Here is a 13,612-nt window from a genome sequence, read left to right on the forward strand (position 1 = left end):
ATGGAACCATGATCCTGGACGGCCCCCGCTCCATCGTGCGCAGCACAGAGCTGACGCGCTTCCGGCTGGCACCCAACCCCGGGCCCATGAGCCTGGAGGGCACTAACTCCTATGTCATCGGCGAGCCCGGCTCCAGCCAGGTGGCAGTGGTGGACCCCGGCCCTGAAGACGAAGGGCACATGGCTGAGCTCGCGGCATCCGGCGTGGTCGGCGTCGTACTTATTACGCACCGGCACGCAGACCACACAGCGGCTTCGGCCAGGTTTCATGAACTGACCGGCGCGCCCGTCCGGGCAGCGTCCGCCGAGTACTGCCATGGCGGCGAGCCGCTTGGGGACGGTGAGGTCCTGAACGCGGGTGGCGTTGAAATCCGCGTGGTGGCCACACCCGGTCATACCTCCGACTCGCTCTGCTTTTACCTGCCAGGCGACGGAGCAACGGGCTCGGTCCTCACCGGGGACACGATCCTCGGCCGCGGCACCACCGTCTTGGACTACCCTGACGGGCGCCTGCGCGATTACCTGGCGAGCCTGGACCGGCTTGAAGCGCTCGGCCCGGCCACTTTGCTCCCTGCCCACGGCCCGGTGCTGCCGGCCCTCGATCAGAAATGCCGCGAGTATCGTAGGCACCGCGAGCAGCGGCTCGACCAAATCAGGGCCGCCCTGGCAGAACTTGGCCGGGAAGCATCGATCTCTGCGGTCACCAACGCTGTCTATCCCGACGTCGATCCTTCCGTCAGGTGGGCAGCCGAAACTTCCGTGTCTGCGCAGCTCGAATACCTTCGCAGCTGGGTATGAGATTCAGAGCTAACGGCACCGTCGATCGGTACGGGACACAAGACGGTACGCTTGGAACCATGCGTATTGCCCGGTTTGTAGTCGATTCTGATCCCCTCTACGGCGTTGTTGATGGCGAGTCCGGCAGTGAGGAAATCACTGTCATCAACGGTGACCCGTTCTTCCACGGCGTGGAGCGTACCCACGTCAGGCACAAGCTTGAAGACGTCCGGCTCCTGGCCCCCATCATTCCCCGCAGCAAGGTGATCGGCGTTGGCCGCAACTTCGCCGAGCACGCTGCCGAACTCGGCAATGAAATCCCGCAGCATCCGCTGCTGTTCCTGAAGCCGAACACCTCCGTCATCGGCCCCAACGATCCGATCGTGCTGCCGGAATTCTCTGATGAGGTGTCCTTCGAGGCGGAGCTGTGCGTGGTCATCGGCCGGATCTGCAAGGACGTTCCGGAAGAGCGCGTTGATGACGTGATCTTCGGCTACACCTGCGGTAATGACCTCACCGCCCGCGACGTCCAAAAAACGGACCTGCAGTGGGCCCGTGCAAAAGGCTTCGATACGTCAGCGCCGCTGGGCCCGTGGATCGAAACCGAACTGGACACTGAGGACCTGGGCATCCAGGGCCGGCTCAACGGCGAGCTGCGGCAGGACGGCAGCACCAGCCAGATGATCCGCGGCGTCCGCGAACTCGTTTCCATCGTCTCGCAGGCTTTCACGCTGCTGCCCGGCGACGTCATCATGACCGGCACCCCTGCCGGTGTGGGACTCGTGCAGGCCGGCGACCGCTACGAAGTCGAGATCGAAGGCATCGGACGCCTGTCCAACCCTGTGGTCCGACGCTAGCAACAGGCCGCTGACAAGTGCGCAGGGTCCCCTCCAGGCCGGCGGTCTGGGCTAAGACGCGCTCGCGCCAATCCAGGGTGGGCACTGTCCGCTCATTCCTGATTTTTGCTGCCGGTTCTCTGGGAACTTTCCTGATGGCCGCGCGTGCTGTTCATTGGCTTGACGGGCCCGTGTGGCTGGGGCTGGTGTTCGCCGGCGCCGGCATTGTGCTGGCTTGCTATTACCTGGTCCGGCTGGTGTTGGCCAGCCAGGTTGTGCACCGGCTAAGGGCACGACGGCGGCGCTGACTGTTTCACCGACGTCGCGGTTTGTCGCCGCTTGGGCAGTCCGCGGCAAGCGGTAAAGTTGACGTCACTATGACTACTGCTTCTGCCTCGACTGCTGCCTCCGTTCCGTCCGTCACTGCCGATACTCCGGTGCGCGTCAGGTTCTGCCCCTCACCCACTGGAACACCGCACGTAGGCCTCATCCGGACAGCCCTGTTCAACTGGGCCCACGCCAAGCACACCAAGGGCACGTTCGTGTTCCGGATCGAGGACACGGACGCGGCACGTGACTCGGAAGAGAGCTACCAGCAGCTGCTGGAGGCCCTGAAGTGGCTGGGAATCACGTGGGAAGAGGGCGTGGAGGTTGGCGGCCCGCACGAGCCGTACCGGCAGTCGCAGCGGCTGGACCTCTACAAGGACGTCGTCGCCAAGCTCCTTGAGGCCGGTTACGCCTACGAATGCTATTCCTCCCCGGAGGAAGTCGAAGCGCGCCACCGTGCCGCCGGCCGCGACCCCAAGCTCGGCTACGACAATTTCGACCGCGAGCTCACCGAAGAGCAGCTCGCGGCCTTCAAGGCCGAGGGACGCAAGCCTGTCCTGCGCGTCCGGATGCCTGACGAGGACGTTGTCTTCACCGACCTGGTCCGGGGCGATATCACATTCAAAGCTGGCAGCATCCCGGACTACGTCATCGTCCGCGCAGACGGCTCACCCTTGTACACGCTCGTTAACCCCGTGGACGATGCCCTGATGGGGATCACCCACGTGCTGCGCGGTGAGGACCTCCTTTCCTCCACGCCGCGGCAGGTAGTGCTGATCCGCTACCTCATTTCAATCGGCGTCGCTGGCTACCTGCCGCTGTTTGGCCACCTCCCGTACGTGATGGGCGAGGGCAACAAGAAGCTGTCCAAGCGCGACCCGCAGTCCAATCTTTTCCTCCTTCGCGACCGAGGGTTCATTCCCGAGGGCCTGCTGAACTACCTCTCACTGCTGGGCTGGAGCCTGTCGGCCGACGAAGACATCTTCACCGTGGACCAACTGATTGAATACTTCGATGTCCAGGATGTGCTGGCAAACCCGGCTCGGTTCGACATCAAAAAGGCGGAGGCCATCAACGGCACCCACATCCGCATGCTCAACCCCGAAGACTTCCGGGGCCGGCTTGTCCCGTACCTGCGGACCGCCGGCTTCGTGGGGGAGCAGCTCACGGCACGCCAGGAGGAGATCCTCACGGAAGCTGCACCCCTTATCCAGGAACGCGTGACCCTGCTGGGCGAAGCGCCGGAGATGCTCGGGTTCCTGTTCAAAGCCGACGATGCAATCGACATCGCCGACGATGCCAGGAAGGGACTGCCGGCGAACCTGACCGAGGTTTTGGACGCCGCACTGGCGGCCCTTGAGCCTGTCCCGGATTGGACGCCGGAAAACATCCAGACGGCCCTGAAGCAGGCGCTCGTGGAGGACCTCGGCATCAAGCCCCGGCTGGCTTTCGGACCGGTGCGCACTGCCATCTCCGGACGCCGCATCTCACCGCCGCTGTTTGAATCCATGGTGATCCTGGGCAAGGACTCTTCCCTGAGCCGGCTCCGTACCTTCCGCGGCTGATGACCGATACCGATAAGGGGGCTACCGGAGTTCTGAAGTCACGCTTCGGGACCATCCGGGGTGTCCTCTTCGACATTGATGACACCCTGGTTGACCTCGAATACGCCATGACCACCGCCCTGCGCGAGGTCAGCGAACACCTCCTGCCCGGTCTGGACCAGCCCGGGTGGGAGCGTTTCGGCAGGATCTTCACGCACGAAACCACGCACTACTACGACAGGTACCTGGCAGGCGAGCTAACGTTCAACGACCAGCGCCTTCTGCGGGGCCGGGCCGCCCTGGGCCACTTCGGCGTGGAGCTTGCCGACGGCGAAGAGGCCCATCAATGGCTGTCCGCTTATGGGCGCGTCCAGCCCGGCTACGTTAAAGCCTTCGAGGATGTTGCCCCGCTCCTTGACGCCCTTGACGCTGCCGGAGTTCCCTATGGCGCGGTGAGCAACAACGTCCACGACTACCAGCGGGCCAAACTGGACGGCGCCGGCCTGGACCGGATCAAACGCCTGGTCGGCACCGACACTGTTGGAGTGGCCAAGCCGGAGCCGGCGATCTACCTCGAAGGCGTCCGCCTCCTGGGGACTGTCCCGGCGGACACCCTGTACGTGGGTGACAACAGGCTGCTGGACGCGGAGGGGTCGACAACGGCCGGACTGTTGGGGGTCTGGCTCAACAGGGTGGGGGAGCCTCGGGAGGACTTCAAGGGTCCGATGATCTCATCGCTGGAGCAGATCTACGCTTAGATCCGGTACCCATCGCCGGCGCCTGCGACATCGTCCCTTCCAGACTGATTATCACCTTGAGTAGCCTTCTTGCACCGCCTGCATTTGCTGCCACCTGAGCGAGCAGCGTGCGTCGTTGCGACAGGCCCAATACTCTGCGGCGCAGGACTACGTTGCCTCGCGTGATTATGTTCCGAAGTTGGCGCGGGCCAACGGGCTTGTGATCAAGGGGGCCATCGCGTCCGGGCTGGAGATGCTCAAAGTTGTGGGCGGTGAACTGACGGCAGCATCGACGCAGCGTTCAATGGATGGAGTTGCAGCGAAGATGAAGGCTGAGGTGCTCCGTGCGGCGACGGTAAAGAAGGGCGGACATCAGCTCATTGTGGTGAAGAACTTGCGGGCAAAGCAGCAGCTGGTAGCGACTACTGCCCCCACGGACCTGACGGCGGGCAGGATCGCGGCGTCGACGTATGAGGCGCAAAAAGCGCGGGCGAGTAGTTTCAGCACACAGCTTTCGGCCGACACCTCCAGGCAGCTGGGAGCGGTGGGGCAGGCTGTGCCCGCGCCGGCACTTGCATCTCCGAACTCCGTGGCGGCTTTGGAACAAGGGGGCAGGGAGCATTCCGGCGGTATCGGGCATGATTGGATTTGCTGGTGACTGTGCATTGCCAGCGGCACCGCCTGCTTGTAGGCCTGCGTTTCCGCCCGGCGGCCCAGGCGTCGCCACCAACTGGCAGATCTTGCGAGATTCCCTTGCAGGCGCTTCAGCAGACACTGCTACTGGGGCAGTCCACCGCCAGCTGCTTCGTGCGGCAGGGAACGACTCGACACTTGAGTTGAGTCTGGAGCAGTTGCGATCGTTCTATGTCATGCGTACACCTAGGCTGGGATACGGATGGTTGTCCGGAAGCGATGCTAAGGCGCGGGACATGCTGGCAGCGGACACCCAACGCACCTTGCTGGGCGGTCCGGAGGGCATGAGTACCCTGGCTTCATCCCATCTCCTGCTGGCGGCGTCGAGGCCGCTGATTGGGTGAAGCTGGCGGGCTTGGATGTGACGGTATTCGTGCGGTGGCTAGGGCCGCAGACGTGCCTGCACGAGGACCGCGGTACTCTCGTGAAGGGGGCCAACAAACCTGGGGGCAATTCACAACGCGGCCAACTTCAAAGTCAGTCCGGCCGGCCCTGAGCATGATCACCACAGACGGAGGTACACAGGAGGGTCCGGGGTACTGGACGTATCAAAGCAGGGCGATAACAGTGCTATATTCGACGCCCACAACGCATACGAGACTCTGCCGGTGGCAATGCCCTCTCTGGAGAAGGTCTCCGATTATGCGATGAACAGCACGGATCCGGATGGCAGGCCGAGTCCGTTCGCGGATGCCGAGCCGAAGGAGCTTAGCGGACTGATGTCGGCTTGGGACGCCCGCGTGCGCGGTGATGCTTCCGTGGCTGCGTGGGTTGCTGGCCGGTTCGCGCAGAAGCCGGATGCATATCTGATGTGGTGGTGATCGCGCCCCGAACCCTCCCTGCCAAGCAGTCCACCGTTTATCCTCACACCGGCTTTGCAGCCCTCCATATTCCTGATGGCACGGCAACGCTAAAGGGCGGCTCAAATTCCGCGTACCATGCCCACATGGACCTCGGCACCGTGTCGTTTTTCAGGAAGGGTGTCCAATGGGCTGTTGATCCTGGACCAATGCCGGCGCAGACTCCCGGCTACTATTCTGAGAGTCGGCGGCTGTCTTAATGGAACCCAAGCACTTCGGCGCACTCCACAATTGCCTATACGAGCCTGAACCAGCCTACTTCCGAGACGGCTCCAGTCCGCAGGATCTCGTCCCATAGAGCGACGGTGGATCTGCGGCAAGCGCTTCCGGGCACGCCATGCGCCACCCGTACTGTTACTCACGGCAGCACCAGTATGATCGTCCAAGACGTGATTCGTTCCGCGGTGGCAAAAGACTTCACCTGGCAATGGTTCACTGATGCCACGGTCAGTCTCGGAACGAACATGGCCGTGTTGCGCCGTGATGGACAGGCAATCACCATCGCCCTGACCGGAGTTCCAGCCGGGGCTGTACTGGGCGCCGGGGACCACGACGGACGGCAGAGCATTGACAATCCTTAAACTCACGATGGCCCGCGTCACCTCATTGGATCTGACGACGACGGCATACTAATGTATGGCACCCCGACCATCTAAGTGAGCTACGGGCCTGACTGCCGCGGCACGCCCCAGCATGACTCATCCAACACGAATCGATTTGTGCGAAGGAAAAGTCTCGGGTAGAGTAATTACTCGTGCTGAGGCGCCGGGAGCGCTGGTTTAGACCCGCGGATCCGGCCCAAAAGTTCCATTGGGATATGGTGTAATTGGCAACACTACGGTTTCTGGTACCGTCATTCTAGGTTCGAGTCCTGGTATCCCAGCTCTGATAAATCCACGGATTTCCGCGGAAAATCAGGGGTTTTTCAAGCCGGTCACGCCGATTTGAAACGCTGGCTAGGTATATGAAATACTCACTTAGCCCGAACGGTAGAGATGCTGTTCTGGAAGTACGCGGCCCCATCGTATAGCGGCCTAGTACGCTGCCCTCTCACGGCGGTAACGCGGGTTCGAATCCCGCTGGGGTCACAATAACGGTCCCGGGCATCAGCCCGGGGCCGTTTCTTGGGTTGTTAGGACGCTCGATGGCCCGTTGCGGGGTTTCTTCGTAATCCTGCGGTATGCGCGTAGCACCGGCTAGAGAGATCAGCTAGCATCACGAAACGACAGATCCCGACGACCGGGAACTCGCCGGTGAGTGGGTTCTGTGGCGTGATGTTCCTGCACCACGCACGCGGTGCGTGCGGAATGACCGTGCGACGCGAAGGAAACAACATATGCCTGGCTGCAGATTTCGCCAGCCAGCCAGGAAATACCTCAAGCGCCGACCGCCGGCTCACATCCGCACGTCACCCAGACGGCTTGCCCCGGAACCCATGCACCTTTTCCGCTGCTCACCGGCAGCCGTTTTCCCAATCCGAGGCAGTGCACGGCCACAAACGAATCATTCCAGACATGCATGCACCCCAACCACGCAGAGCTCCGCAGTCTTTGCTACGTCTGACTGCCTCCCGCAGCTGCTGGGAAAGATGCCCGTCCCTTGCGTCACGTGTGTCCTATAACCCTTCTGTTTGTGGGATACCACGTATGTCAGGTGCGCCTTCGACGGGTTGAACCCGGTAAGCTGGCAATGGAACGCCACGGCCCTGCTTGTGCGTTCGAGGCAGACCCAAATGACGATCGGCTCCCAAGACGTGTGTGCACCTTAGCCGCCTCTAGAAACACACTCCCCTTGGACGGTCTGTAAACACCAGTAAGGATCTCCACCAATGCCGATGAACGAAGCGCCTACGACCGTGGATCAACAGATTCGAGAGCTGAAAGAGGAACTGAAGACACGCGTCTTCGACCAAGGATTCCACTGGAAAGTATTGTTTCTGGGAAGGTCCATTAACGGCTCTACGGATATTGTGTCGTCGATGTCGAGAAGTCTTCGTAATCTTGGGCACCACGTCCTGGACATCGACACGGCCAAGCATCGCATCACTAACAATCCTTCGCGTGCTACCGGAGGACACGGGCCAATCTACGTGGACTTCGACAAGATTGAGTCGATTGTGCGGAATTTCCAACCGCAGATCATTATTTGCTGCGCCGGTGGCCTCACGTTTACGGAAGAGCACGCAGCCAAGTTGAAGGCCCTCGGCATCGTCTTAGTCGGTATTACACTCAGCGATCCCGATGTCTTCCCTTCTGTGGCTGGTCATGCCCACGTGTTCGATTTCCATACCACGAATGCGGCCCTCGCCCTCGAGATGTACAAAGGGCAAGGCGTCAACAACACGATCTACTTCCCTTTTGGCATCGACCGCGGTTTTGTAACGCAAGAGGTGTCGGATGCACCCGAATTCTCCGCTGATGTCATCTGTGTAGGCCATGCGAACAACCGGCCGGACCGAAACACGGCCATGACTCACCTGGCCAAAACCCTGGACGTCAAGGTTTACGGCCGCGGTTGGGAGTTGCCAGAAAGCGAAGTCGTCAGCGGAGACAGGGCGCTACAAGCACTCAAGATGGGCAAAGTCCACGTCAACTTTCCACTGACTCGGGCCGGCTATATCAACATCAAATGCGGGGTCTTCGAATCCATCGGCGTGGGCGCCATCGTAGCAACTGGCCGCTTCGAGGAGATGGCCCATTTCTTTGACTACGGCGAAGAAATTCTCGGTTACGACGACGAGGCCGACCTTGAGCGTAACATTCGTGAGCTTCTTAACGATCCTGCGCGCGCCGGGCGTATGAGGGTTGCTGGATTCAAGAGACTCATTAATTCTCATCTTTACGAGCATCGTTGGATGAGTCTTTTTGACGAGATTCGTACGGCCAGCCCGGATACTGCTGCTTGGCTCTCGGATGAGCGGGCGGCGCAAATTAGGACAACGCTCCGGAAAAGCCTCCCCAGGGCGCGAAAGGTGATTCTCTCAGGCTTCTATGGGGCCAACAACCTCGGTGACGAAATGATATTGCGCTCCATCAGTTGGCACCTGCGTGACGCCGATCCGTCCGTTCAGGTCTACGTAGGGTCGGAACGACCAATTCGAGTCGAGCACGATCACGGCCTGCAGTCCTTTCAGCGATCCGACCACCACGGAGCGTCCGAGGTCCTCCGGACGGCATCGGCCGTTGTGGTAGGAGGTGGCGGGCTCTGGCACGATTACACCATCCAAAAGGCCGGGGGGATTGCCAGTCTGTTCGTAGGTGCCCCTATGTCAATCGCAGGTTTTGGCATCCTGCCGCTCATGGGCAATCTGCTTGACATACCGTTCTACACTGTCGGCATTGGTGCCGGTCCGCTCGTCGACGACGACGCAAGACGGCAAGTACGGTATCTCGCCTCCACCGCGCGTCAATTGAACGTCCGGGACCACGATTCGCGGACAATCCTGGAAGGCTTGGGAATTGAACCTGATGCAATTTCCGTCAGCCCTGACACGGTTTACGCCGTTGATATTTCGGCCACTGCAGAAGCGGCCCCGGAACAGTTGGAAGCACTTCGCGCACAGGGATACCGTCTCATAGGTCTCAACCTGCGACATTGGAGGAATGCGGAGCAGGGCGCTTGGCTCGAGCGACTTCGGAAAGCGATAAATGACATTGCGGCATCCGAGAAGATAGCTGTCGTTGGCTTGCCGATGCAGCTGGGTGGCGTCCACGACGAAGATATCCTTGCCAAATTCGGGGCATCTCTACTGCAGCAGATACCGTTCGTGGCCCTTGGCGGAGATTTCGGGCTCGATGACTACCTTTCGGCCTTGCGGGTAGTCGACGGAGTCATCGCCATGCGTCTCCACGCGGCCCTCCTGGCGCACCGCGCAGGACGGCCAACCGTAGGACTTGCATATGATCCGAAAGTGGCGCGACATTTCGACGAGGTCGGAGCGGCGGAGCTGTGTTTGGAAATAACAGACCCGGACGCAGATTTTCTCAGCGCCATCAGGCACATGCTTGCCTTGGGGGGCGTGCCCCTGCTGGCCACCCAAGAGAAGGTTTCGGACTTGGAACGGCATGCGGCCGCGTCCCTCAAGGCCATCTGTGCGGAGATTGCTGCCAGCCCCGACAACGCCAATGTCTACCGAATACCAAGTGAAAAACCCACCTACCTGAGCGAATCTGCCTCTAAAAAGAATGTACCTCCTGCTGCAACTGCCACCTTCGAACCGATGGTTGGGAGGGCCAATAAGTTCCGTAATATCCCGGAGCGGCGACTCAATGTGCTTTTCGACTCCCCGCGTGCCATTCACGTATCCTTGCCGACGGCAAAGCCGTGGAGAGGACAGACGGTCGAGCAGCACGGCCACATTCGCATCAAGGCCAACGGCCCGGTGGAGATTGCTTTGCAGGTTGAGAACCGATACCAGAACCCGAAGGCACTGGGAAATATTGCCTACTTCATCCGGATCGGAAACTCCGTTCTGCGGGAGGATCTTTGTGGCAGCAAGGACACAATTCACGTCCGCTACCTGACTGCTGGTGAGAGCCGTGTTCCCTTTTCTGTAGCCGTCGTCGTGCTGAATAATTGTCGGGAGGCCGAAGGCTGGCGCCGATTCTCCAAGGTGTCCGTCAGGATCTCCCATGTCCACGCCGTGGCCGAGCAGAAGGAAGCTTTGATGTTCGCTTCCGGTCGGTCCATACTTGCGCTAGACGATGCCGCACGGTCCGAGGGCGGAGACCACTTGATGGCTGAAAGTGCTTCCCCTGCCGAAGGCGCTCTTGGGCCGGCAATTGTGTAGCTCTGCGTTTGGTCGGACAGGGCTTATAGGTTACTTCGGCTGGGGAAACTTCGGTGACGAGGTTTTCCTGAGCCAATGGCGAGGCCTGCTTGGTAGTGGTCGTACATTCCGCGTCAACGACCTCCTGCAAAAGCCGTACACAAGCCGTCCGGCGGCTGCCGTGGCCGCGGACGCGGAAGCGTTCGTGATCGGCGGTGGCGACTTGATCCGCACGGAGTCCATCTCAAGTCTTTACTGGAACAGGGCATGGACCGAAAAGCCGCTTGTTATCTCGGGGGTAGGCGTTGCGCAAGATAGTGGACGGCACCGGAGCGACGTCATCCCACGCCTTAAGAGTTTCATGGCGGGTGCACATATACTTTCGTTCAGTGCACGGGACCCTGCCAGCCAGCGCTGGATCCAGGAGAACCTCGACCCCTCCGTGGAGGTCAAGTTGGTCCCGGATCTCGCCTACGCAGCCCTTCATCCGAAACCGCCCCGGCAGCAGCGGAGTCTGAGGACAGTCGGCATAGTGCTGAATAAGTCGGTCACGCCCTACGACTTGAAAGTGCTTGCTGCGCTCTTGGAGGCCGAAGCGGTGGGCGCGCTGAGGCTAAGATTGCTGGTTCTGGCGACTGGAATCCAGCGCGAGAAAGAGATTGCGCAACTCAAAGCTCATCGCCTGGAAAGTCGGGCGGAAGCTTTTAGCACCGTCTCAGAGATGGTGCAGGCCATCGGCCAGATTGACATTCTTTACTCTGCCAAATTCCATGGTCTAGTTGCGGCATCAGCCCAAGGGATTCCGTCGCGGTCATTAAGGCAGACATCTAAAGCCGAGAGCCTTTCGTTGCGTCTTGGCATGCCTCAGATGACGTCGATGATGATTCCTAAGTCGTTGCCAGCAGTGGCCGATGTTTGCACGGAGTCCGAGGCGCTGGCCCGTCACGGAAAGACCTTCCACGAGCTCGCGAGGGCTGAGTTGGCCGACGTCAGGGCTGCGCTGCAGACCGTGTCAAATTCAACGAACTGACGCCGCAGCTATGGCAAGGCTTCGATGGACCAGACTGTCGATCCAACGTGCGATGACGCGCAACTCCCCCCTCTCACGCGTTCCCCTAGTTGCCATTGCCACCCGCGTACCGTCCCGTTGGTCAGGCCTGTTTTTTTCTAAGGCTAGAATGATTGACACTTGCCATTGGGGGACCCGCCGGGCTTGGATTTCTGCGGGCGGAGCGCACTACGGAGTCATCTTCATGTCCAATTACCTACTGATCATTGCGACCTCGTCCACGGCGAATGCAGTCAAGACATGGATGCGGCGCCTCGGGGCCACGCAGACAAATTTTTCCGCGGATGTCGTTGACATTTCTTTGAATGACCACCAGCGTCTCCTCTACATAGCGCGCAATGGTCGGTCCGATGTTGATGCTGAGGGCCAGATATTCAGAGGCTATGCTCTCGACTTCGACCGGCAGCATCTCGTCTTTGGCCTTCAGGGTGTCATCGAGGCGGGCATACACCTTGGTGCCCTGTACGCCAGAGAGCCAGTTGAAGGCTGCTATTTCTCCGCGGAATGGAATGGGGACCGAGCCCTGATCTCCAACGACCTCTTCGGCATGTGTTCGCTATTTAGTTTCGCTGAGGCTGACTGTGTAGCCTTCTCCGACTCTGTCTTCCTATTGTCCCGCGTCCGTAAGGCGCTGAACCTCCCGCTCACGGTTAACGCTGTGGCCGCGCACGCCCGTGCATGGGGGAACGCCATGGCCGGACAAATGCTTAGTCCCCACAGTGTTGTTGATGAAATCACGTTTCTGCCTCCAGGGGTCACTGCCGAAGTTTTGCTCGGGGACGTGCTGCGAGTTGACCGGCGCGTGACGCCGCTCCCCGAGTTGTTTTCCGATAGTGACTCCGAGCCCTATGGCGAGGCGCTGAAAGACTCGGCGCGGCGTTTTGTTTCCCTGATTGATGCCTTGGCGGGTACAGGGTTGGAAGCCCTGAAACTCTCGGTAAGTGGTGGGTTGGACTCCAGGGTGTGTATTGCCGCCGCACTTTTGTCACCGAATGCACGCCAAGCTTCCGTCCTCAGTTGCATTAATAAATCGCAACAGCACGCTACCGATTACCGAGTGGTTTCAGAGCTGTCCGAACGCTTTGATTTCAGCCTCGGGAGTCGATTTGCGGGCGTGCCTCAAAAGCCCCGGACCCGTTCAATTAAGGACAACCTTGGTTTCTGGTTCCTCGCTTCAAGCGGCGCCTACGACTTCATGGTGGCACCGGCCTACTACTCGGTCGTATCGGATGGATTTACGGTGGGCGGCCACGGTGCCGAAACAATCAAGGGCAACTACGGCTGGCGGTCAGTGGGTACTATTGCAGACAAGATTGCTGACCCTCTGTTGGCGCGGGCCTTCCGCGAGCAGGCGGAGTACGGCATTTCTACCCTGGGCGTTGAGCCCAATTCGGCGATCGGCTCAGAATGGCACTACTTGGCCTACCGCAACGCGATTCATTCCGGGAGAATATCGAGTGTTTCAATGGTTGGATTCCGACCGTTCCAGATGAGGCGATTAGTCGCTTTGGCACATTCCCGGCTCAGTCCCTTTCCGAGTCCGGCGAAGGGAACCCCAAGCATTGTGAACGACCTTGTGATCGCCCTACACCCCGAAGTCGCCGGGCACCGTTACGACGATCCCCACAAAAACATGGATCACGATTTCATCCAAGAACGGCTCAAAGCGATGGGCGGCCCTCTATCTGCAGCGGACATTACCCCATTTACGGTGCTGGGGGACCAGGCTAAGGTTTCCAGCGGCTTCTCTGCCATCTTCAAGTGCATGGCTGAGGTAGACGGCCTGTGGACCAATGCCTCTCGAGGACGCATCGCAGAGCTGGCCAGCGCTGGCCATTTAAAGGCCACTGATTTGGGATTGGGGGCAGTCTACGGTCCGGTTCACGCTGAGGCGATGACGAAGTTGGCGGATGAATCGATTCCGTTGAATTTCACCCGAGGAGCTGCCGGAAAACTCCTCGCCTTTCACTTGCTAGGCTGAGTGGTGGCAGCTGGCCGGCCT

11 protein-coding genes and 2 tRNA genes are annotated in these 13,612 nt (G+C 60.2%); all 13 read left to right on the forward strand.

All coding sequences use genetic code 11. The annotated features are described in order from the left end of the window. Window positions 1-8: 8 nt before the first annotated feature. Window positions 9-797 (forward strand): MBL fold metallo-hydrolase, encoded by a 789-nt coding sequence (locus QFZ30_RS06625; RefSeq protein ID WP_307074608.1) that lies wholly within the window; start codon window positions 9-11, stop codon window positions 795-797. Between the two features lie 59 nt (window positions 798-856). Further along, window positions 857-1,633 (forward strand): fumarylacetoacetate hydrolase family protein, encoded by a 777-nt coding sequence (locus QFZ30_RS06630; RefSeq protein WP_307074610.1) that lies wholly within the window; start codon window positions 857-859, stop codon window positions 1,631-1,633. Between the two features lie 134 nt (window positions 1,634-1,767). Then, window positions 1,768-1,920 (forward strand): hypothetical protein, encoded by a 153-nt coding sequence (locus QFZ30_RS06635; RefSeq protein ID WP_307074612.1) that lies wholly within the window; start codon window positions 1,768-1,770, stop codon window positions 1,918-1,920. A 69-nt stretch (window positions 1,921-1,989) separates the two neighbouring features. Next, window positions 1,990-3,504 (forward strand): glutamate--tRNA ligase, encoded by a 1,515-nt coding sequence (gltX, locus tag QFZ30_RS06640; protein ID WP_307074614.1) that lies wholly within the window; start codon window positions 1,990-1,992, stop codon window positions 3,502-3,504. Then, window positions 3,504-4,241, forward strand: a complete 738-nt coding sequence (locus QFZ30_RS06645; protein WP_307074616.1) for an HAD family hydrolase — start codon at window positions 3,504-3,506, stop codon at window positions 4,239-4,241. Before gltX ends, QFZ30_RS06645 begins: the two co-directional genes overlap by 1 nt. Window positions 4,242-4,356: 115 nt before the next feature. Next, window positions 4,357-4,878 (forward strand): hypothetical protein, encoded by a 522-nt coding sequence (locus QFZ30_RS06650; RefSeq protein WP_307074618.1) that lies wholly within the window; start codon window positions 4,357-4,359, stop codon window positions 4,876-4,878. Window positions 4,879-5,521: 643 nt separating this feature from the next. Beyond that, on the forward strand, window positions 5,522-5,734 hold the full coding sequence (locus tag QFZ30_RS06655) for a hypothetical protein (protein WP_307074620.1): 213 nt from the start codon (window positions 5,522-5,524) through the stop codon (window positions 5,732-5,734). Between the two features lie 428 nt (window positions 5,735-6,162). Next, window positions 6,163-6,354, forward strand: a complete 192-nt coding sequence (locus QFZ30_RS06660) for a hypothetical protein (protein ID WP_307074622.1) — start codon at window positions 6,163-6,165, stop codon at window positions 6,352-6,354. A gap of 230 nt (window positions 6,355-6,584) precedes the next feature. Beyond that, a tRNA-Gln gene (locus QFZ30_RS06665) sits at window positions 6,585-6,656 on the forward strand. Between the two features lie 132 nt (window positions 6,657-6,788). After that, window positions 6,789-6,861 (forward strand) — tRNA-Glu (locus tag QFZ30_RS06670). Window positions 6,862-7,601: 740 nt separating this feature from the next. After that, on the forward strand, window positions 7,602-10,562 hold the full coding sequence (locus QFZ30_RS06675; protein WP_307074624.1) for a polysaccharide pyruvyl transferase family protein: 2,961 nt from the start codon (window positions 7,602-7,604) through the stop codon (window positions 10,560-10,562). Then, window positions 10,519-11,571, forward strand: coding sequence for a polysaccharide pyruvyl transferase family protein (locus tag QFZ30_RS06680; RefSeq protein WP_307074626.1), 1,053 nt, complete (start codon window positions 10,519-10,521; stop codon window positions 11,569-11,571). Before QFZ30_RS06675 ends, QFZ30_RS06680 begins: the two co-directional genes overlap by 44 nt. Window positions 11,572-11,794: 223 nt before the next feature. Beyond that, window positions 11,795-13,591, forward strand: coding sequence for a hypothetical protein (locus tag QFZ30_RS06685; RefSeq protein ID WP_307074628.1), 1,797 nt, complete (start codon window positions 11,795-11,797; stop codon window positions 13,589-13,591). Window positions 13,592-13,612 lie beyond the last annotated feature (21 nt).

Origin of the sequence: Arthrobacter pascens (assembly GCF_030815585.1) — a bacterium.
GTDB lineage: Bacteria > Actinomycetota > Actinomycetes > Actinomycetales > Micrococcaceae > Arthrobacter > Arthrobacter pascens_A.

Coding starts and splice junctions, on each gene's coding strand:
- gltX (WP_307074614.1), top strand. CDS start 1,990: ATGACTACTGCTTCTGCCTCGACTGCTGCCTCCGTTCCGTCCGTCACT.
- QFZ30_RS06635 (WP_307074612.1), top strand. CDS start 1,768: ATGGCCGCGCGTGCTGTTCATTGGCTTGACGGGCCCGTGTGGCTGGGG.
- QFZ30_RS06625 (WP_307074608.1), top strand. CDS start 9: ATGATCCTGGACGGCCCCCGCTCCATCGTGCGCAGCACAGAGCTGACG.
- QFZ30_RS06630 (WP_307074610.1), top strand. CDS start 857: ATGCGTATTGCCCGGTTTGTAGTCGATTCTGATCCCCTCTACGGCGTT.
- QFZ30_RS06675 (WP_307074624.1), top strand. CDS start 7,602: ATGCCGATGAACGAAGCGCCTACGACCGTGGATCAACAGATTCGAGAG.
- QFZ30_RS06645 (WP_307074616.1), top strand. CDS start 3,504: ATGACCGATACCGATAAGGGGGCTACCGGAGTTCTGAAGTCACGCTTC.
- QFZ30_RS06685 (WP_307074628.1), top strand. CDS start 11,795: ATGTCCAATTACCTACTGATCATTGCGACCTCGTCCACGGCGAATGCA.